The following is a 20,544-nucleotide window of genomic DNA, read 5'->3' on the forward strand; positions in this document are numbered from 1 at the left end:
ATCAGTATTTAATTTTACGCCGCCACTATTTACCCCACGGGGAAGATTCCATTGACGATATCGCCGCCGCTGTCTGGCTGGATAATCGTCAGTGGGAAAATATGCGTATTGCTGTTGCAAACGGAATAAGCACTGCTTTTAAAGGCGCTGAATGAAACAGTTAGATTTTACATTAAGCCTGATCGATAAATTGTCGCGCCCGTTAAAACAGGTGCAGAACAATGTGACCGGCTTTGCGGATAAATCAAAAGCAGCGTTTATGCAGATTGGCGGCGGCGCACTGGCGCTGGCCGGAACGGGGATGGCCATCAAAGGCGCATTGTCTCCGGCCATTGAAATGTATGACGCGCTGAATGAGGCGGCAGCAAAAGGTATCGACGATTCAGCGCTGAAAACTGTCCAGCGTGACGCGCTGACGTTCAGCACGACATACGGCGCCAGCGCGGTGGAGTTTGTTCAGTCCACTGAATCAATCAATGCGGCCATCGCCGGACTGACCGGGAATGAACTGCCGAAAGTGACCAAAGTCGCCAACGTCCTGGCGTTTGCTCTGAAATCCACCGCCGCTGATACGTCAGAGTTTATGGGGCAGATGTTCGGTAACTTTGCGTCTGATGCCGCACGCCTGGGCAAAGTGCAGTTCGCTGAACAGCTGGCCGGAAAGATGGTTTATATGCGCAAGACGTTCGGCGCGGAAATGGCCACGATCAAAGACCTGATGGAAGGCGCGCGTGGCGTGGGGACAAACTACGGTGTCGGGCTGGATGAACAGCTGGCCGTGCTGGGGCAACTGAGCCGTACGCTGGGAACGGAAGCGAGCAGCGCCTACGAAGGATTTATGACGGGCGCGATCGATGGCGCTAAAAAGCTGGGGCTGTCCTTCACTGACGCTACCGGAAAAATGCTCTCCATGCCTGAAATGCTGGCGAAGCTACAGGGCAAATATGGCAAGAGCCTGGAAGGGAACCTGAAGGCACAGGCGGAGCTGGATGAAGCCTTTGGGGACAGTTCGGCGGTGGTTAAGCAGCTGTATGGCAACGTGGCGCTACTTCAGCGGAATATTACCGAACTGGGGGGCGCTGACGGGCTGAAGCGTACCCAGGAAATGGCGGCCAGAATGGTGAAACCGTGGGATCGCTTCATTGCCATCCTGACGGCCATTAAAACCGTCATTGGCCTGACGCTGATCCCGGTGCTGTATCCGCTGCTGAATCGCCTGGCAGATATGGGGCAGACCTTTTCCCGGTGGATGCAGCTGTTTCCCAACATCGCGCGGGTGGTGGGTTATGCCGCGCTGGCGCTGCTGAGTTTTGCCGCCGTGGGAGCCATCGCCAATATCGTGATGGGTGTCAGTACGTTTGTGATGATGGGCATGACGAAGGTGCTGGCACCCGTGGCCAGACTGCTGGGACTCAATCGCCTGGCAATGCTCGCCAGTAACGCCGCGACACAGCTGTTTACTGCCGGATTACGGGGTTTGCGTGCCGCACTGCTGGCCGCCAGCATTGCCGCCCGTATGGGTTCTGCCTCGTTTTTACTGATGATTGCCCCGATTGCGGCCGTTGCCCTGGCCATTGCTGGCGTGGTGCTGGCGGTCATTAAGTTCTGGCAACCGATCAAGGCGTTCGTCAGCGGTTTTATCAGTGGTTTCAGCCAGGCCAGTGGCGCACTGACTCCGTTTAAAGGGCTGTTCAGTGGCATCGCCACGGCGGTGGGCTGGGTCTGGAATGGTGTGAAAACGCTGTTTGGCTGGTTTGGCAGCCTGCTTTCCCCGGTACAAATGACCGGGGAAAAACTGGCTGGTGTGACCAGCGCGGGGGAAACCTTTGGCCGTGTGGTGGCGGGGGCGGTTGGTCTGGTTCTGACTCCATTTGAGCTGGTTTATCGTTCCATCCAGACGGTCATCGAGATGTTCGGGATCGTTATTGAGGGATGGGGTGATGTGGTTAACGCCTTTGATATTAATTCCCCTGTCGCATCATTTGAAAAAATGGCCAGCGTGATCGGTGGTGTGTTCGGGAAATTGTGGGACACCCTGAAAGGTTCATTTACCGGAACGTACAACTGGATTATTGAAAAGCTGAATAAAATTCCGGGCGTGGATATTTCCCTGGCTGCTGATTCAGGTTCGGGAGCAAATAAGGGAATCCCTTTCAACCCTAAACAGGTTGAACAGTCTGCGATTGCTTCACCTGAAATAAAACAGGTTAAGTATGGCGGGAATATCACGCAGCAGTTAACGCAAAACACGTTATTACCGGAGCCGCCGCCAGTAACCGCCCCCAATGTGCTTTTAACAGGCGGCGAGCTTAAAGGCGTTGAGCGCGGCGGGATCAGTAAAACCATAAACAGCAATTCTAAATCTGTTACGGACAACAGCCGCAAAATTGACACGGTGAATATCTATCCGAAAGAAACACTTTCACCGGGACAGTTGCAGGAGTGGCAGGAGCTAAACCCATGAGTGATTTGCTTTACATCGATCTGCTGATTGAAAACGGTAACTTTGTTCTGAATACCGGGAAAGAGCCTGAGCTGTGTAATAACCGCAAAAGTATCGGGCAGGACATTATTCACAGCATTCTGGAAAGCGGTCTGGCCACGCAGCTGGTTGGCGAACGCAGCCCGACTTTACGCGCGGATATCTTCACGCAGCTGGAGCTGCTGATTGAAGAGGATGAACGCATTGTGCCAGGTACGGTGGATGTGAGTGAGGAAAGCCAGAAGCGGTTATGGGTGACGGCGAGCACGTATGACTTTGGCGGAATATCAGCACAGGTGGAGCTATGACGGAAAAGCCGCAGGTTGATTTTGAAGAGGTGGTGAAGTCCAGCGGGATGCCCGTTACGGAAGAGGCGGTACGCACCCGTTTCAACGCTATCGCCGCAGAGGAAGGGCTTATTACCAACACGTCGCGCATGTCTCCGTTCTGGCGGCTCATTACCGCCATTGTGACCGCGCCAGTGATGTGGCTGAAGGATGCGCTGGTTTCGGTGGTCATGACCAATATGTTTGTGGCCACAGCGGGTGGGCAGATGCTGCGTCTGCTGGCCTGGGCGGTGAATGTCACGGCTAAACCTGCCAGCGCTGCGGAAGGTGTGATCCGCTTTTACAAGGAAGATTCAAAACAAGCCGTCACCGTGGCGGCGGGAACGGTAGTCCAGACCGAAAGGATTAACGGCAAGGTTTACGCCATGGCCACGGTCGCTGACGTGGTGATCCCGTCCGGCATGGCAAGTGCTTTGCTGGCCGTCAAAGCCACCGGAACGGGCGGGGCGTATAACCTTGCGCCGGGCTATTACCGCATTTTGCCCGTGGCCGTGGACGGTATCAGCCATGTAGCCAGCGAAGAGGACTGGCTGACCGTGCCGGGCGCGGATGAAGAAAGTGATGACGAGCTGCGCGAGCGCTGCCGGAACCAGTTCAACCTGGTGGGGAACTACCACACGGACGCGGTTTACCGTTCGATGATTGCGAGCGTGGCCGGACTGAGTATTGACCGGATTTTCTTTCTGCATGATGCGCCCCGTGGTCCGGGTACAGCGAACGCGTATCTGTTGCTGGATAGCGGGGTAGCGTCTGAGCCGTTTATTGAAGCAGTTAATGACTACATCAATACGCAAGGGCACCACGGCCACGGGGACGATATGCAGTGTTTTGCCATGCCGGAAACCCGCCACGATCTGAGCGTGACGGTTTACGTCAGGAGCCTGGGCAACCTTGAACCGGAACAGCAGGACACGCTGAAAAAAGGGATTGAAAACCTGATCCGCTGTGCTTTCAGGGAAAACACGGATTATGACGTGAAAAAGACGTGGCCTTATTCCCGGTTTTCATTCTCCCAGCTGGGGCGGGAGATTCATAAAACCTTCTCTGATGCGGATTCGGTTGAGTTTTCACTGAAAGATATTACGAGCGATCTGGATGTACCGCGCCTCAACTCTTTAACGGTGGTTTTGCAAGATGACTGATTTTCTGAAAAAGCTGGCCAGCATGGCGCTGCCGTCCTGGATGAATAAGGGCGAGCCGCTGAAATTGCTAAAGACCGCGCGAATATTCTGGGCGGAAGTGTACGACTGGATAACATGGCCGCTGCGGCAGTTTGATCCGCTGACCTGTATTGAGCCGGTTCTGAATTTAATTGCTTATGACAGGGACATTACCCGCTTTAGCGGTGAACCGTTAAGCCTCTTTCGCAAGCGTGTGGCCTATGCCTTCATCAATGCGCGTGATGCAGGTTCGGTTGAGGGATTTATTAACATTTTCGAGCGGCTGGGGATTGGTTACGTGGAGCTGGTTGAACGCCAGCCGGACATTGACTGGGACGTGATCATGGTACGTGTCACGGACAGCCAGATTGCAGACAACACGCAGCTGATGATTCAGATAATTCGGCAGTACGGGCGAACCTGCCGCCGTTATCAGTTTGAAGTGATCACGTCTGAAAGCCTGGCTATCCGGGCGGGATGGGATCAGGGGGAATATGTGGTTTATCCGGCACTTCTGAACAGCACGGAAGCCAGCGGCGCAACGTTTAGCGCGAGTTTATAGGGAGAATTTATGTCACAGACAGCTATCACACTGGCCTTTGAGCAGTGGAAAGCAAGCCAGGCGGTAACGGGTGAGCCCGTTCTGCTGGATGAATTTGTTTTTGCCAACGTGCCGGGGCTGGATACCAGTAAGCCGATTGATCGCAATGAAACGTTGCCGCCAGATGCGCAAATTGTCCACCGTCAGGCTGTAAACCGTAAGGGCGTAGTAAACGAAAATGCCGTGGTGCATTCTGCTGTGCTGGGTGCAGATGTGGGTGATTTTTCATTTAACTGGATTGGGCTGATTAATAAAGCAAGCAACACGCTGGCCATGATTGTGCATGCGCCTGTTCAGCAAAAGCTGAAAACAAAGGATGGCCAGCAGGGAAATGTGCTTACCCGTTCTTTTTTGATGGAGTTTAACGGCGCACAGACTGAAACCGGAATCAACACGCCAGCAGAAACCTGGCAGATTGACTTCACTGCCCGTATGGCCGGGATGGACGAGCGCCAGCGCCTGGAAAATATTGACCTGTACGGCGCTGCGGCATTCTTTGGTGATGGCTATCTGGTTGGTAAAAATGGGGCGCAGTATTTCATAACGCCAGGGGTGGGGTATGTGCGCGGTCTGCGTTCACAGCTGGCGGCCGTTCAAAACATTACAGTGACAACTAAGCCGGTTAAGGTCTGGCTGGACGTGGCCTGGACGGGAACGCTAACAAGTGCCTGGGCGGTGGAAAGCAAAATCACGGTTGCGGACGCTCTGGCAGACTATGTGCAGGGCGGAGTACAGCATTATGTGTTTGCGGTGGCCAGCATTGATGCAAACGGCAACGTTACCGATCTGCGTCCGAAAGGAACGCTTGATGATCAGGCCGCCAGTGATGCACTGAAAAAACACGAGCAGTCCCGTAACCATCCTGACGCAACTACGGCGGCCAAAGGGTTTACCCAATTAAGCAGTGCCACGAACAGCGATTCAGAAGCGCTCGCAGCAACGCCGAAAGCGGTCAAGGCGGCGTATGACCTTGCAGACGGTAAATACACGGCTCAGGACGCCACCACGGCGCAAAAGGGTATCGTTCAGCTCAGTAGCGCGACCGACAGCACGTCTGAGAGCGTCGCAGCGACGCCAAAAGCGGTTAAGGCGGCGTATGACCTTGCTAAAGGGAAATATACTGCACAGGACGCGACCACGGCGCAGAAGGGTATCGTCCAGCTCAGTAGCGCCACCGACAGCGCATCTGAGACGCTCGCAGCCACGCCAAAGGCCATTAAGGCGGTTAGCGATGATGTTAAAACTCTGAAAGGCAGTCTGGGCGATGCCGCTTTTAGAGATGTAGCGGATGATGCTTCCGGTGAATTAATCCCAGTAGGATATAAAGGCAATTTTAAATCCGAATGTAATCACGGGGCGATTGATTTTGCGACTTATCCGTTTGTAGTTGGGGAATCATTATTCGTTGATTCACGTGGCTGTACGAATACCCCCTCTTTTTTGACGCAAGATTTTTATTATATAAATGTTGTGTGTGCCACTAGCCCAGCTCAGGGAGGGAGAGTTAACAGGCCGTTAATCCAATTTGTAAGTTATACAAATTCAACAATGATTTTTGCCATTCGGGAAGATGATGGTTCTACCATAGGCTGGCGTTATTTCCGTGCAGTGCAATTTGATGCAGACAACCAGAATGTTACCTTTCCTGGTGATGTAAGGGCGCGTAACGGTGCAATTGAATTAAGTCAAAGCGCAATAATCATTCGGGGTTCTGGCAATAAACATCTTTGGTTTTTCAATGCTTCAGGCGATGAAATGGGACTTGTTTACGCTTCTGACGATAAAGTACTCCACTTGCGGGCTGGTGAGGGGCCGTCAGTTAATATTCAGTCGAACGGTAATGTTGTTGCCCCAAATTATCTTGAGGCTAAGGATGATATTCACTCAGGGAGGAATATCAGTAGTGTTGGGTTAATCCAGGCAGGACGGGGTTTATACGACACTCCCGGCGTGCGGACTTACTCTCCAAACAATGAGCCTCCTTATCCGGTCACCAGTGTAAATGGTATGCAAGGGGCGGTAAGTATTGATTTAAGCCCTTATGCTCAGTCGGCATGGGTTGCAGCCAATTTCTTGCAAGGAGGGATCCGGCTGGCTTCAGCAGGAACGGCCGATAACGGAAACAATGATAGTAATTATGCCTATGCCCCGAATGGAGCTTTCGTAACTGCGGTAATGCAGAAGACAAACTATACAGCCGTCCAATATCGTTATGTTCAGTACAACATCAACGGCAACTGGTATACAGCGCAGGTGATTTAATGACAATGCTATCAGGTGTATTTAAGAAATATGACCCGTTAGAAAAATGGGGTAAATATACTGCTGCGAAAGTGGCTAAGCTCCCACCCGAAGAACTCGAATTATATTACATTGCCAAATCACCGGGGATGAATATTGTTTTTCTGAAAGATGATAATGGCAATGACTGGTATCAGTGGCTTAAGACGCTTTCACAAGAAACGTTGAAAGTCTCTTTTAATCCGGAAACGAAAGAAATTATCCATTTCTCTTATGATGCAAGCGCGATTTTCCCGATTAATCAGATTGTTGTTGAAGTCGCGCCGGAGAATGTACCGGAGGAATTTACCGCTGCGGGAGAAAAAGCATTAGGCGGCGCGTTTCTTTTTGTTGATGGTGAAATTACTGCCGCACCAGTTGATTATGAGGCAGAAGCACAACGTAAAAAACTGGAGTTATTAAACCAGGCGAATAACGTGATTGCCACGCTTCAGGATGCGATTGACCTTGATATGGCTACTGATGAAGAGGCCGAAGGACTTACACAGTGGAGAAAATACCGTGTGTTATTGAGTCGGGTTGATGCTACTGCACCTGTCTGGCCGGAGGTGCCGGGAAATGTGGCGTGAGGCGCGGATTGCATTCAGTGATTCAGTAGCCGCGCTGAATTGTTCCGTTATCCCCGTACACCCCTGGGTGTACGGGGTAGGGCAACAAACAGAAAACGGTGCCTATCTCAGCCCGGTAAACGCGATCAATTACCTGGCTGAGAAACTGGCAGGAACGGGTGGAGCGGCGGATATCGTGATCATGATGGTTTCCGGCCAGACGCATGACAGCTTTATGGCCAGCCTGAACAAGCTTGTGGATGTATTCCCCAGCCCGGCATTTACTCAGGTGCGGAGGCTGGCGCAGTCCGCCGCGCAGCTGGCTGCGGAAAAGATGCAAATTCCGGCGAAATACAGTCAGAGTTTGCCCGCGGCGATCCCGCTTTCTGTGCCTACAAGCCGCACTGCTCTGGCGGCCGCAGCGGTGAAAAAAGCCCAGCAGGAGGCCGCAGCCGTCGCGGATTTGACTGGCGTAAAAAAGCTGATGGGGGATTTTAAACAGCAGCGCGAAAGCCTGATTTCTGGCATTGCCAGCGGATTAGCGGATTTGCAGGGAAAAAGCGCCAGGGCATGGGTGTTTACCGCCAGCGGCGATCTGCCGTCCACGCTTCTGGAGCTGGTAAAAGGGATTCCGCTTCAGTCCTCCGTGTACACCGCCGCCATGATGCTGGTCGGCGACAATCTCGACGGCATAAAAGGAATGATACATGACCTCGAACCCGACACTGGCGCTTAACGGTGAAGCAATTCTGCTGAAGAACATGCGCGTTACCGTATCGCAGCAATTCCAGGACAAAGACCAGTCCGGCCAGACGAGTGCAACCACGAAATCCGAGCAGGGCATCAAAGGCAAGGAGCTGCGCGTGTCCGGCGAAATTCCGTATAAAAATCCGGAGATCCTGCGCCGTATCTTTGAGCTGGCCAGCGCGACAGATACCAGCGGCCAGCGCCAGAAATACCGTGTTGCGCATGAGGCGGCGCGGGCGGTGAATTTCCGTGAGGCGATTTTTACCGGAACCCTGGACGCGCCGCCGCAGGACGGGCGCATGTCCTGGCTGGTTACGTTCACACTGACCGAACATATCAGCGTGCAGGAAAAACGTGAGGCCAGGGCAAGCGGCAAAACCAAAGCCGTGAAGCAAACGGCGGGAAGTGGCGGCGGCCAGAACGGTGGCCAGGCCGCTGGCGAGGATGAGGAAAAACTGACGTGGTTTGAACGTAAGGTGCTCAAGCCCGTGAATGATGCACTGGGATAAAAATGAAGCCGATTAAACGCCTGTACCTTTCAACGGATGAAATTCACCTGGCTGATGCCAGCCTGGTGCTGGAGCTGAACAGCTGCGGCCGGGGCTTTATTACGGCCGGAACAACGCAGGACTATACGGGGAAGCTGGTGCGTCTCGATGTGGGTTACACCGATCTGGTGTTGCGCTGGTTTACCGGGTACGTGGAACGCTCGCAACCTGCTGAAAACGGCTTTCAGCGCCTCTTTGTCCGGGAGCTGGTCGGCGTATTTGAACGCCTCTGGCCATGTTCGTTTCAGCATCCCACGCTGCGCGATGTGGCCAGCTGGCTGACAGAGCACAGCGGGTTAACCTTCAGCGTGCCGGATGCTGATTACTCAGACCGTCCGATCCCACATTTCACCCACAGCGGTACGGGTTATCAGTTGCTGGATAATCTCGGAAAGGCTTTTGGCATTACGGATTACGTCTGGTATCAGCTGCCGGACGGCGCGGTATATGTTGGCGGTGCGGAAAAAGCCCTGTTTGCTGGTCGCCCGATTGAGATCCCGCATGAATTTAATCAGGGGGCAGCCGGGGGGAACTCCATGACGCTTCCCCTGGTGCAGAGTCTGCGCCCCGGCGTGGAGCTGAACGGGGAACGGGTGACAAAAGTCCACCTGCAAAATGACACGATGGCTGTCACCTGGACACCCCGCAACCGTGCGACGGGTAAGCCACTGCAAAAAACGCCCGTTCAGCGCCAGATTGAAAGCCATTATCCGGAGCTGGCATCCGGGCTGCATTTGCCAAAGTTTGGCCGTGTGATGAATCCCGTTGAGGCAGTGAAAAGCGGCAATTTCTCCGATCCGTTCCGTCCCCGCTATGCAGTTGACGTGCAGCTGTTAGACGCGGACGGCAACCCGGATAAGGACACGCCTGTTTACTCAGCTGTGCCGCTGCCGGTTCCTATGGCGGGTAATGATTCGGGGATGTTCCAGTTTCCGCCTGAAGGGACACTGGTCGAAATCGCTTTTACTGGCGGGCGGCCGGATAAGCCGTTTGTGCGGCAGACCGTGCCGGACGGAACCAGTCTCCCGGATATCCAGCCTGGCGAACAGCTGCAACAGCAGCGCGCGGAAGTGTCGCAGCGCGTCACCCAGGCGGGGGACTGGGTGAGGCAGACAGACCAGACGATCAGTGAAAACTCAATGGCGCGGGTGGTTAAGGCCGATACAGAACAGCGGGAGCTGGTCAGCCGGGAAACCACGATTAAAGCCACGGATAAAATTACCGTGCTGGGTACGTCCACGCTGATGGCCGGAGCCATTCAGCAGGTATGCACGGGGGATTACAGCCAGGCTGTAAATAACCGCGTGGCGAGTATCGGCGGCAATGATGAAACGGATATAGCCGGGAGCCAGACAGTCACAACGGGTAAAGACCTGATTGAGAAAATTGGCCAGATACGTAAAAGCGTGGCGGCTGTGCAACAGCAAATTATTGCCCCGGTGGTGTGGATTGGCTCTGGCACTATCAACGTGGCACAGCTGATGCTGGACACGCTCGACGTGGTTAAGGAGCTGGCAGAGCAAACGGCAAGCCACACGCACAGCAATACGGGGACACCGACCAACGCGGGAGCCATCCGGAACACCGGAGCGAAAGCGGACACGCTGAACGGCAAATACTCCCCGGTGATTGGCAAGTAAACCTGTCCAGTACATAACCCGCGAAAGCGGGTTTTTTTATGCCCTTCATCCCCTGGCGGGGATATCTCCTTTCTTACCTCGTAAGCGGCTATCGCTACGCGCTGTCAGCGGCGCTCTGGCGCGTTCAGCCTTTTCGTACACTCAGAGCCACCCTTAAAACAGATCGTGCCCACTGCGGGGCGCTGGCGCGTCACAGCATGGCCAAAAAAATCTTTCGCAGACCAAAATCGCACTACACCGCACCCGCCTGCGGTTTTTGGATCATAAAAATTTTTCAGTTTTATTTTTCTTCAAACCGCCTCGCCAGGCCGCGCCAGTGCTGGCGGCCTTGCGGAAAACCAGAACTGAAAAGATTGAAAAGAATTTCAGTATTTTTCACTTTTATGGATCTGCGGAGGATCGAAAGAAAATTGTAAGTATAAGATATATAACGGGTAAATTAATTTTATGTGTGTTTGAAGGATCGTTTTTATTTTATGGCTATGGCCAGACTGTCACAGCTAAAGCCAGAACTGGCGAGGCTCAGGGGCAGACAGAAAGTTACTGGCAAACTGAAAAACTTGCGCACTATAATACTGTTTATATATGGGTCTTCCCTTGTTGTGGTGGCTGAAGGCATGATAATGGTGTATTTAATCGCCAGAGGTCACCGCCATGGACGAAAAGTCCCTCTACGCTCATATTCTCAACCTGTCCGATCCGTGGCAGGTAAAGTCCCTTTCTCTCGATGAAAATGCCGGTTCTGTTACTGTCACTATTGAGATCGCTGAAAACACCCGGCTAGCCTGTCCGACCTGCGGTAAATCCTGTTCTGTTCACGATCACCGTCATCGTAAATGGCGCCATCTTGATACCTGCCAGTTCACCACTATTGTTGAAGCCGATGTTCCACGAATTATGTGTCCGGAGCATGGCTGCCTGACGTTGCCTGTTCCGTGGGCTGGCCCCGGAAGCCGGTATACGTTGCTATTCGAATCGTTCGTTCTCTCATGGCTGAAAATCAGCACCGTTGATGCTGTCAGGAAGCAACTTAAGCTCAGTTGGAATGCGGTTGACGGCATTATGACCCGGGCAGTTAAGCGAGGTCTTGCCCGGATAAAAAAGCCATTATCCGCCCGTCATATGAATGTGGATGAGGTCGCCTTTAAAAAAGGACATCGTTACATAACGGTGATCTCCGATCGCGATGGTCGGGCGCTGGCCTTAACGGATGATCGCGGCACAGAGAGTCTTGCCGGCTATCTTCGCACGCTCACTGATGGGCAGTTGCTGGCTATCAAAACGCTCTCAATGGACATGAACGCGGGCTATATAAGAGCAGCGCGTATCCACTTACCCAGTGCGGTTGAGAAAATCGCCTTTGACCGCTTCCATGTGGCGAAGCAACTGGGCGAGGTAGTTGATAAAACCCGTCAGAATGAACATCCGCACCTCCCTGTTGAAAGCCGACACCAGGCAAAAGGAACCCGCTTCCTGTGGCAGTACAGCGATAAGTGGATGACCGAATCCCGGCAGGAAAAGCTGATGTGGCTGCGTGCACAGATGAAGCTGACGAGCCAGTGCTGGGCGCTGAAAGAGCTGGCAAAGGATATCTGGAACAGGCCATGGAGCGAGGAAAGACGGAGTGACTGGCAGAGATGGTTGGCGCTGGCGGCTAACAGTGACGTTCCCATGATGAAAAATGCCGCGAAAACGATAGGAAAAAGGCTGTACGGGATCCTGAATGCGATGCGACACAGTGTCTCAAACGGAAATGCGGAGGCACTTAACAGCAAGATCAGGCTGCTGAGGATAAAAGCCAGGGGATACCGAAACCGGGAGCGCTTTAAACTGGGGGTGATGTTCCACTACGGAAAGCTGAATATGGCGTTCTGAGCCTTCCCACCATGATCGGGGAAGACCCTTATATATACAGTATTTGTTTTGTGAAGAGACGCAGCTATGGGCAAAATTTCAATTAACGGCGCGGTTTTTATCTTTATGGCCAGAGGCGAAAAACTTAAAGATTCTGACGTTCTTTCCAGTAACTCACTACCTGACCAAAAATATGTGTTGTGGCCACGCGGCGAAGGGTGGGACGTGCGTTATCTGGTTTACGGTGCGAAAGGGATTGAGTGGTTGCCGATTGCAGAACAACTTTTCGCCGATGAGCCGGAGGCATGGCAAGCGGCATATGGACATTGGATGGAAAATTGTAGGCATTGGGAGAATATGTTGACTACTTCAGGTGCTGATAACTGGCAATATCTTTTAAGTCAATCAATAGATATATAAATTTATAATCAAGAAGTTGAACTTCAAGAAATAAAAAGGCGTGATAATCACGCCTTAGTGATGAATTAAATCGCAGCAATTGCTTTGTGTATCTCTACGCGAATGTCTCTTATATAGAAATCCCACTTTTCGCTATATTTGCTAATAAAGTTTAAAACCTTATACTCAATATTATCAAGTCTAGCTCTTCTAGCTAATTCAGGATAATAATCATGATAATCTGTAAGCGCACCGATACTTTGAGAATGTTTTTTGAGATTTACAAACATCGTTTTATCATTATCACTCACACCATTTACATCGATTGCTTCAAACCATAAGCGATGATTTTTTTCAGGTGAGCCTTTTACGTCTGTTACATCTAAATTAAACTGAAAAATTCTTGATAAAACTTCTTCTTTTTCGACTCTTTTATCAGTTCCTGAAAGAACTTTATTGACCATCTTAGTTTTTTCCGGAGAAGTGATATAGTAATCTCCATCTAAAATGGCTAAACTGGTATCGATTCTTTTTTTTGTAAGTTTCAGACCTGATAAAATCACAGCGGAGTTTTCTGCTGAACCAAAAAGAGAGATGTCAACTTTATCGTTTAAGCCTTCACTTTCAATTAATATGTTTATTGCTGTCTTTGCTAAGTTGTCTTCCACAAAGACATTGACCATATAGGGTTCAACATCAGTTATCTGTCTTAAAGCATCAGCTGATACACCTGGATATGCTTCTATCCCATTCCCTATGTTCCAAATGCTGATAATATTAATCTGGTTTTTAAAGTTGATTACTGACTCTCTATGCGTAGTAAAGACAACCTCAAAGCACATAGCCTTACTTTCTTTGATTAAGAAACTAATAAGTTCCTGAAATGCTCGTTCATGCAGTAAAACATCTATTTCATCAATTATTAAGTAACCGTTCCGATTTAGTTTTCCACTATAGACGTGTTTAACAATCTCGAAAACTCTTTTTTCTCCTGCGCCCATTGTATGTTCTGTGTATTCAATATCAGCTTTAACCATCCCTATGAATTTTTTATTGCCTTTAAGTGTATGGCATTCAAATAGATCATTATAATCAGCGTCAAGGATTTTGTTCAAAGCTAAAATCATCTTTTCCTTGATTGTCTTTTCGTAAATGTCCACCCTTTTATATTCTGCATATCTTGAAGCTCCAGTGTTGTCGGCTAAGGTGGCTAGATTTTGTAAACCGATATATATGGATTCTCTTTCGAGTCTTCGTGCGTAAACTGGTGTCCAGCGTTTATCCTTTCCATAAACAATATCTTTTTTATCATCCATTGCGATTCCTTCAAAAGAAACTGTTCCTCCGTTATATTTTATTTCTCCAGCGCGGAAAACAACCGAGAATTTACTATCCTGCCAGTTGTTTTCATTGTGGGGGGTAAAAAAGTCCGAAAACCTATTATTTTCTTTCGAAGATTTTTCAAGTGGTTTGAAAACGCAAGAGAGTGCATGAAGGATAGTTGACTTACCAGATCCGTTAATCCCCATGATAGCGGTTACAGATTTATCTTCTGGGAAAGAAATTGGGCAGTTATTAATACCTTTCAATTTTTCTATATTAATACTTTTTATTCTATATGATAAATTTTGGGGTTTATCGGTTTTTACTTTTTTAGCCATGTTAGGATCCATTCTAATTGCTTGTGTATAGTATGTTCTCAAAACCAAAAAGCAGCCATTAGCATAACAGTAAACTTCCTTTATGAGTAAGGGGAGAGCGAACAGGAGTCCTCAACATGCTTCTTCTATGTGTTCAAACTTTTCTCAAAGCTGAAAAACACTTTCAATTTAGCGACACTTTTGAGACATAAATGATTTCTACTGTTTGTAAGTTGTTGACTTATAGGTATATTTAATTATTAAACAGACTATATTGTATAGCTATGGCTAATTCGTTAATTTTTTGTGCTTGTAGAGCTATGGTTTACAATGTGCGCTCCGTTACAGGGCGCTGGAAGCGTCAACCCATTGAGGAAGCACAATGAACCGTCGCGCAGGTAAGCCAACAACAAAAAAAACGACGCAACTGGTGAACGTTGAAGAGCATGTGGAAGGCTTCCGTCAGGTGCGTGAGGCGCACCGCCGGGAGCTGATTGATGATTATGTCGAACTGATCTCCGATCTGATTCGTGAAGTTGGAGAAGCGCGCCAGGTGGATATGGCCGCACGCCTGGGGGTGTCGCAGCCAACCGTTGCCAAAATGTTAAAACGTCTGGCGTCGGTCGGGCTGATCGAGATGATCCCCTGGCGCGGGGTGTTTCTCACCGCTGAAGGCGAAAAGCTGGCGCAGGAGAGCCGCGAGCGCCATCAGATCGTCGAGAATTTTTTACTGGTGCTGGGCGTCAGCCCGGAAATCGCCCGTCGGGATGCCGAAGGTATGGAACACCACGTCAGCGAAGAGACGCTGGTGAAGTTCCGCGAATTTACGCTCAAATATGGCCCCGCCGCTGAATGAACATCCCCGGCTTGCAGGCCCTGAAACGCGATCGTTTTTTCCATCTTTTACTTATCACTGGCGTTGGGCTCAGCGTCTTTGTGCCCTTCACGCCGCACACCTGGCCGGCGGCCATAGACTGGCGCACCATTATTACCCTGAGCGGTTTGATGATGCTCACCAAAGGCGTGGAGCTGAGCGGCTATTTTGACGTGCTGGGGCGCAAAATGGTGCGCCGCTTCGCCACCGAGCGCAAACTGGCTCTTTTCATGGTCTTTTCGGCGGCGCTGCTGTCGACGTTCCTCACTAATGACGTAGCGCTGTTTATCGTGGTGCCGCTTACGCTCACGCTGCGTAAGCTGTGCGAAATACCGGTTACCCGTCTGATTATCTTTGAAGCGCTGGCCGTCAATGCAGGCTCGCTGCTCACGCCGATCGGTAACCCGCAGAACATTCTGCTGTGGGGACGCTCCGGCCTGTCGTTTACCGCATTTACCTGGCAGATGGCGCCGCTGGCGCTGGCGATCGTGGCGACGCTGCTGGTGGTGGGCTGGTTTGCTTTCCCGAATAAATCGTTGCAGTACCACAGCGGTACCACCGGCCCCCAGTGGCAGCCGCGTCTCGTCTGGAGCTGCCTGGGACTGTATATCGTTTTCATTACCGCGCTGGAGTTAAACCAGGCGCTGGCGGGCGCGCTGCTGGTGGCGTGTGGCTTCCTGTTCCTCGCCCGGCGGGTGCTGGTGAGCGTTGACTGGACGCTGCTGCTGGTGTTTATGGCGATGTTTATTGACGTCCATCTACTGATCCAGCTCCCGGTATTGCAGACCGTTCTCCATAGCGTCAGCGGTCTGTCGCAGACGGGACTATGGCTGACGGCGATTGGTCTCTCGCAGGTGATCAGTAACGTGCCGTCCACCATTTTGCTGCTTAACTATGTTCCCCCAACGGTACTGCTGGCGTGGGCGGTCAACGTCGGCGGCTTTGGGCTGCTGCCCGGCTCGCTGGCCAACCTCATCGCCCTGCGGATGGCCAACGATCGCCGCATCTGGTGGCGCTTCCATTTATGGTCAATCCCGATGCTGCTCTGGTCTGCGGCGGTCGGTTTCGGACTATTCCTTCTCATATAGTGCGCAATTTGTCAGTTTTTCCTGGCAAATGTATAGCAACGTCCTAGCTTTAGTGAACGGCATAGTGTGATGCCGCTCACTGACAGGACCGTTGCTGAACTATGGCAGAAAATCAAAATCCACCTGCTGACGAGCAGGATCAAAACAATAACGAGCGCAAGCGCCCGGGCAAAAAACCGTTAATTATCCTTGGCATCGTCGTCATCGTGATGGTGATTGTGGCGCTGGTCTGGTGGTTTTTGACCCGTAACGAAGAGACCACCGACGACGCCTTCACCGACGGCGACGTAGTGACCATTGCCCCAAAAACGGCAGGCTACGTTACCGAACTTCGCGTGCGGGATAACCAGCGTGTAAAGAAAGGGGATGTGCTGGTGGTGATCGATCCGCGTGATACCACCGCCCAGCGCGATCAGGCTCAGGCCCAGCTTGGGCTGGCGGTTGCGCAGTTGCATCAGGCGCAGGCGCAGCTGGCGCTCTCGAAGGTGCAATATCCCGCCCAGCGTGATGAAGCCAAAGCCCAGGTACTGAAAGCCCAGGCGGATATGGCCAACGCTCAGGCGGAGTACCGCCGTCAGCGCGGCGTTGACCCCCGCGCGACCACACAACAAAGCATCGATGCCGCGAACGCTCAACTGCGGAGTGCCCAGGCGGGTCTGGCCAGCGCGCAGGCGCAGCTGGAGGTGGCGGAGCAGGTCCAGCTGCAAATCCGCCAGCAGGAGACTAACGTCGAAGCCCGCGAACGGCAGGTCGATCAGGCCAGAGCGCAGTTGGAAACCGCCAACCTGAACCTCTCTTATACCGAAGTCCGCGCCCCGTTCGACGGTTTTGTCACCAAACGCAACGTCCAGCCTGGTACGCTGGTGCAGGCAGGCACGGCACTGTTCTCGCTGGTTTCCCCGAACGTGTGGGTGGTGGCGAACTTCAAGGAGTCGCAGCTTGAACGTATGAAGCCGGGCGACAAAGTGACCGTGTCCGTCGATGCCTGGCCGGATATGGCGCTCGAAGGCCATATTGACAGCATCCAGCAGGGCAGCGGCTCGCGCTTCTCCGCCTTCCCGTCGGAAAACGCCACCGGTAACTTTGTGAAGATCGTTCAGCGCGTGCCGGTGAAAATCGTCATTGATAAGGGGCTGGATCCGAACAAACCGCTGCCGCTGGGGCTGTCGGTTGAACCGAAGGTCACCGTGGAATGACGGACAGCAGCCACGAAAACTGGAAGCCCGCCAGTAACCCGTGGGCGGTGGCGATTGTGGTCACCCTGGCGGTGTTTATGGAAATTCTGGACACCACCATCGTCAACGTGGCGCTGCCCCACGTCGCGGGATCGCTCTCGGCCAGCTATGACGAATCTACCTGGGTGCTCACCAGCTACCTGGTGGCGAACGGCATCGTGCTGCCGATCTCGGCCTTCCTGAGCCGGCTGTTTGGCCGCAAGCAGTTCTTCCTGATCTGCATTGTGATGTTCACCATCTGCTCGTTCCTGTGCGGCATCGCCACCGAGCTTTGGCAAATCATCCTGTTCCGTGTGATGCAGGGCTTTTTTGGCGGCGGGTTGCAGCCCACGCAGCAATCGGTGCTGCTCGATTACTTCAAGCCGGAGGACAGGGGCAAAGCCTTTGGCCTTTCATCCATTGCCATTATCGTCGCGCCGGTACTTGGCCCGACGCTGGGAGGCTGGATCACCGATAACTACTCCTGGCGCTGGGTGTTCTTTATCAATATTCCGGTAGGGATTGTGACGGTGCTGGCCATCTATCAGCTGCTGGAAGATCCGCCGTGGGAGAAAAAGTCGGAAGAGAAGCTCACCGTCGACTGGACGGGGATCGGCCTGATCGCTCTCGGACTTGGCTGTTTGCAGGTGATGCTCGACCGGGGCGAAGATGATGACTGGTTCTATTCGAACTTTATCCGCACCTTCGCGGTACTGACGCTGGTCGGCATTATCGGCGCGATCTACTGGCTGATGTATGCCAAAAAGCCGGTGGTGGATCTGCACTGTATGAAGGATCGCAACTTTGCGATCTCCAGCCTGCTGATGGCGGGGATGGCGATGATCCTCTACGGCAGTTCGGTGGTTATTCCGCAACTGGCGCAGCAGGATTTGGGCTATACCGCCACCTGGTCCGGGCTGGTGCTCTCGCCCGGGGCGGTGCTGATTGTGCTGACTATTCCGCTGGTACTGAAGCTGATGCCGGTGGTGCAGACGCGCTGGATCATCGCCTTCGGCTTTACCTGCCTGGCGGTGTCCTTCTTCTGGTCCCGGACGCTGACGCCGGATATCGATTTCGAAACGCTGGTGCTGTTCCGCAGCGCCCAGTCGATTGGACTCGGGTTCCTGTTTGTGCCCCTTACCACCATCGCCTTTATCTCGATCCCGAGGCGGCTTAACGCCGACGCGGCGGCGCTGTTTACCATGTTCCGCAACGTGGCCGGCTCGATTGGGATTTCGCTCTCGACGGCGGCGATCACCGAGCGCTCACAGGCGCACAGCGCGCATCTGGCTTACCACGCTTCGCCGTTTAATGAGCAGTTCCAGCTGGCGATACGCGAAAGCGCCCAGGCGATCCAGAACTTCACCACTCAGGTGGGCGATCCGACCGGCATTGCCACCGGGCGGATGTACCAGACCATGATCGAGCAGTCGCGCTTTCTGGCCTACATTGACGTCTTCACCATTCTGAGCGCGGTGGCCTTCTTACTGATTCCGTTTTGTTTGTTGCTCTCGCCGGTTAAGAGCGAGGGGAGTGCAGGAGCACACTGATGATACACAGACGTTTACACCCCCTGATGATAATGATGCTGCTGGTGGGCTGCGCCGTCGGGCCGGACTACCAACAGCCTGCACCGCCCGCCACCACGCACTGGAACGATAAGGGCGACGGCGCGGTGAAATCACAAACGTCTTCCGCCGCCACCAACCCGCGCTGGTGGAAAACCTTCGGCTCGCCGCAGCTCGACAGCCTGATTGAACGCGCCATCGCCGGAAATCTGACGCTACAGCAAACCGTATTACGCATTGCCGGCGCGCGCGAACAGATTAACCAGGCCGGCGGGGCATTTTTCCCGTCGGTGAATGGCAATGTGCAGGCGACGCGCCAGCAGCTTGGGCTGGAAGGGGAGCTGAAATCCCACGGCGTGTATGACCAGTTGAGTAATGTCGATCCGCAGCTGCGAAGCGCGTTAGGCCCGCTGACGCAGCCGATTAACCTCTATCAGGGCAGCTTCGACGCTCAGTGGGAAATCGACCTGTGGGGCAAGGTGCGCCGTCAGGTAGAAGCGGCCGAGGCGCAGCAGCGGGCGGCGATCGAGCAGCGTAACGATGCGCTGGTCTCGCTGGAAGCCGAAGTGGCGCGGGCGTGGCTACAGCTGCGAGGGGCGCAGAGCATCATTGCCACGCTTAATACGCAAATTGAAAGCGCGCAGCAGACGCTGGATCTGACCGAAAGCCGCCAGCGGGGCGGGCTGTCACCGCAGATGGACGTAGAAAACGCCCGGGCGCAGTTGGGCAATCTTGAAGCCCAATTGCCGCAGTATCAGGCGCAGGAACGCCAGGCGATGAACGGGCTGGCCATCCTGCTCGGCAAACCGCCGGGGGCGCTGGATGCCGAATTACAATCCGTGCAGCCGATGCCAGCGTTGCCGGATATTGTGCAAACCGGCATTCCGTCAACGCTGGCGCGTCGTCGCCCGGACGTGCGCGAAGCTGAGGCGAACCTCCATGCCGCTACGGCGCAAATTGGCGTCTCGGTAGCCGAACTGTTCCCAAGCTTCACCCTCTCCGGGCAGTTTGGCCTGCGTAACAGCGAATCCGGCTGGCTGACCGACTGGAGCAGCCACTTTTACAGCTTCGGTCCGCAGGTCTCCATCCCCATCTTCCAGGGCGGTCGGCTGGTCTCCAGCGTCAAGGTGGCCCGCGCACAGCAAGGGGCGGCGGTGCTGGACTATCGTCAGACGGTGCTGACGGCGCTCGGCGACGTTGAAAACGCGCTGGTGAGCTATCGCACTGACCAGCAGCGTGAGGCGGGCCTGGCGAAAACCATCGACGCGCTGCAAAACGCTTTTGATCTCGCCAGCGACAGCTACCGACAGGGGATCGCCAGTTTTATTGACGTGCTGGACGCCCAGCGTCAGCTCGCTCAGGCCGAACAGCAGCGGGCGCAGGCGCAGGTGCAGAGCGCGCTTGACCTGGTGGCGCTCTACAAAGCCCTCGGCGGCGGCTGGGAGCCGTATCAGCAGGTTCAGCTGCCAGACTACAGCGTCTTTGGCGATGCCCCGCGCGGATAGATTCAGAGGATTGGGCAAGAAACGGACA

Annotated in this window: 19 protein-coding genes; 18 read left to right on the plus strand and 1 reads right to left on the minus strand. The window is 53.2% G+C overall.

Features of this window, described 5'->3' with window-relative positions:
* The first annotated feature begins 11 nt into the window (after positions 1-11).
* The 13 genes from ACQG2Q_RS07485 (at position 12) to ACQG2Q_RS07545 (ending at position 12,648) form a co-directional block, all read left to right on the plus strand.
* Positions 12-155: a DUF6890 family protein gene (locus ACQG2Q_RS07485; protein WP_400165484.1), complete on the plus strand. Its 144-nt coding sequence runs from the start codon at positions 12-14 to the stop codon at positions 153-155.
* Positions 152-2,464, plus strand: coding sequence for a phage tail tape measure protein (locus ACQG2Q_RS07490; protein ID WP_198091819.1), 2,313 nt, complete (start codon positions 152-154; stop codon positions 2,462-2,464). The genes ACQG2Q_RS07485 and ACQG2Q_RS07490 overlap by 4 nt, the downstream gene beginning before the upstream one ends.
* Positions 2,461-2,790, plus strand: coding sequence for a DUF2590 family protein (locus ACQG2Q_RS07495; RefSeq protein ID WP_039268773.1), 330 nt, complete (start codon positions 2,461-2,463; stop codon positions 2,788-2,790). Before ACQG2Q_RS07490 ends, ACQG2Q_RS07495 begins: the two co-directional genes overlap by 4 nt.
* Positions 2,787-3,971 (plus strand): baseplate J/gp47 family protein, encoded by a 1,185-nt coding sequence (locus ACQG2Q_RS07500; RefSeq protein ID WP_198091818.1) that lies wholly within the window; start codon positions 2,787-2,789, stop codon positions 3,969-3,971. The genes ACQG2Q_RS07495 and ACQG2Q_RS07500 overlap by 4 nt, the downstream gene beginning before the upstream one ends.
* On the plus strand, positions 3,964-4,551 hold the full coding sequence (locus tag ACQG2Q_RS07505) for a hypothetical protein (protein WP_096216986.1): 588 nt from the start codon (positions 3,964-3,966) through the stop codon (positions 4,549-4,551). The genes ACQG2Q_RS07500 and ACQG2Q_RS07505 overlap by 8 nt, the downstream gene beginning before the upstream one ends.
* Positions 4,552-4,560: 9 nt before the next feature.
* Positions 4,561-6,852: a tail fiber protein gene (locus ACQG2Q_RS07510; protein ID WP_096216987.1), complete on the plus strand. Its 2,292-nt coding sequence runs from the start codon at positions 4,561-4,563 to the stop codon at positions 6,850-6,852.
* The gene (locus ACQG2Q_RS07515; RefSeq protein ID WP_096216988.1) at positions 6,852-7,460 is read left to right on the plus strand and encodes a tail fiber assembly protein; all 609 of its coding nucleotides are present in this window, start codon (positions 6,852-6,854) and stop codon (positions 7,458-7,460) included. Before ACQG2Q_RS07510 ends, ACQG2Q_RS07515 begins: the two co-directional genes overlap by 1 nt.
* Complete coding sequence (locus tag ACQG2Q_RS07520; RefSeq protein ID WP_096216989.1) at positions 7,450-8,175, plus strand: hypothetical protein; 726 nt, start codon at positions 7,450-7,452, stop codon at positions 8,173-8,175. The genes ACQG2Q_RS07515 and ACQG2Q_RS07520 overlap by 11 nt, the downstream gene beginning before the upstream one ends.
* Complete coding sequence (locus ACQG2Q_RS07525; protein WP_063412003.1) at positions 8,147-8,695, plus strand: hypothetical protein; 549 nt, start codon at positions 8,147-8,149, stop codon at positions 8,693-8,695. Before ACQG2Q_RS07520 ends, ACQG2Q_RS07525 begins: the two co-directional genes overlap by 29 nt.
* Before the next feature lie 2 nt (positions 8,696-8,697).
* Positions 8,698-10,374 (plus strand): hypothetical protein, encoded by a 1,677-nt coding sequence (locus ACQG2Q_RS07530; protein ID WP_198091817.1) that lies wholly within the window; start codon positions 8,698-8,700, stop codon positions 10,372-10,374.
* A 256-nt stretch (positions 10,375-10,630) separates the two neighbouring features.
* Entirely contained in the window at positions 10,631-10,987 is a 357-nt protein-coding gene (locus ACQG2Q_RS07535) for a hypothetical protein (RefSeq protein WP_426759095.1), read from the plus strand.
* Positions 10,988-11,028: 41 nt separating this feature from the next.
* Complete coding sequence (locus ACQG2Q_RS07540; protein ID WP_000343760.1) at positions 11,029-12,249, plus strand: ISL3-like element ISKox3 family transposase; 1,221 nt, start codon at positions 11,029-11,031, stop codon at positions 12,247-12,249.
* 66 nt (positions 12,250-12,315) lie between these two features.
* Positions 12,316-12,648, plus strand: coding sequence for a hypothetical protein (locus ACQG2Q_RS07545; protein ID WP_198091815.1), 333 nt, complete (start codon positions 12,316-12,318; stop codon positions 12,646-12,648).
* Positions 12,649-12,713: 65 nt separating this feature from the next.
* On the opposite strand, the gene ACQG2Q_RS07550 is transcribed toward ACQG2Q_RS07545, so the two are convergent.
* Positions 12,714-14,288 (minus strand): AAA family ATPase, encoded by a 1,575-nt coding sequence (locus tag ACQG2Q_RS07550; RefSeq protein WP_096216794.1) that lies wholly within the window; start codon positions 14,286-14,288, stop codon positions 12,714-12,716.
* A 361-nt stretch (positions 14,289-14,649) separates the two neighbouring features.
* Here ACQG2Q_RS07550 and mntR point away from each other — a divergent pair, with 361 nt between their 5' ends.
* The 5 genes from mntR to ACQG2Q_RS07575 all read left to right on the plus strand — a co-directional run bounded on the left by mntR (position 14,650) and on the right by ACQG2Q_RS07575 (position 20,516).
* On the plus strand, positions 14,650-15,123 hold the full coding sequence (gene mntR / locus ACQG2Q_RS07555) for a manganese-binding transcriptional regulator MntR (protein WP_022647526.1): 474 nt from the start codon (positions 14,650-14,652) through the stop codon (positions 15,121-15,123).
* The gene (locus ACQG2Q_RS07560) at positions 15,120-16,229 is read left to right on the plus strand and encodes an anion transporter (protein ID WP_063850235.1); all 1,110 of its coding nucleotides are present in this window, start codon (positions 15,120-15,122) and stop codon (positions 16,227-16,229) included. The genes mntR and ACQG2Q_RS07560 overlap by 4 nt, the downstream gene beginning before the upstream one ends.
* Positions 16,230-16,330: 101 nt before the next feature.
* Positions 16,331-17,425 carry an HlyD family secretion protein gene (locus ACQG2Q_RS07565; protein WP_063850237.1) on the plus strand — a complete coding sequence of 365 codons (1,095 nt, stop codon included), beginning with the start codon at positions 16,331-16,333 and terminating at the stop codon, positions 17,423-17,425.
* Positions 17,422-18,993 (plus strand): DHA2 family efflux MFS transporter permease subunit, encoded by a 1,572-nt coding sequence (locus ACQG2Q_RS07570; protein ID WP_022647529.1) that lies wholly within the window; start codon positions 17,422-17,424, stop codon positions 18,991-18,993. Before ACQG2Q_RS07565 ends, ACQG2Q_RS07570 begins: the two co-directional genes overlap by 4 nt.
* A complete protein-coding gene (locus ACQG2Q_RS07575; RefSeq protein ID WP_022647530.1) occupies positions 18,993-20,516 on the plus strand; it encodes an efflux transporter outer membrane subunit in 1,524 nt (507 codons plus the stop codon). Before ACQG2Q_RS07570 ends, ACQG2Q_RS07575 begins: the two co-directional genes overlap by 1 nt.
* Positions 20,517-20,544: the final 28 nt, after the last annotated feature.

Origin of the sequence: Enterobacter cloacae complex sp. 370H10 (assembly GCF_050031535.1) — a bacterium.
GTDB lineage: Bacteria > Pseudomonadota > Gammaproteobacteria > Enterobacterales > Enterobacteriaceae > Enterobacter > Enterobacter intestinihominis.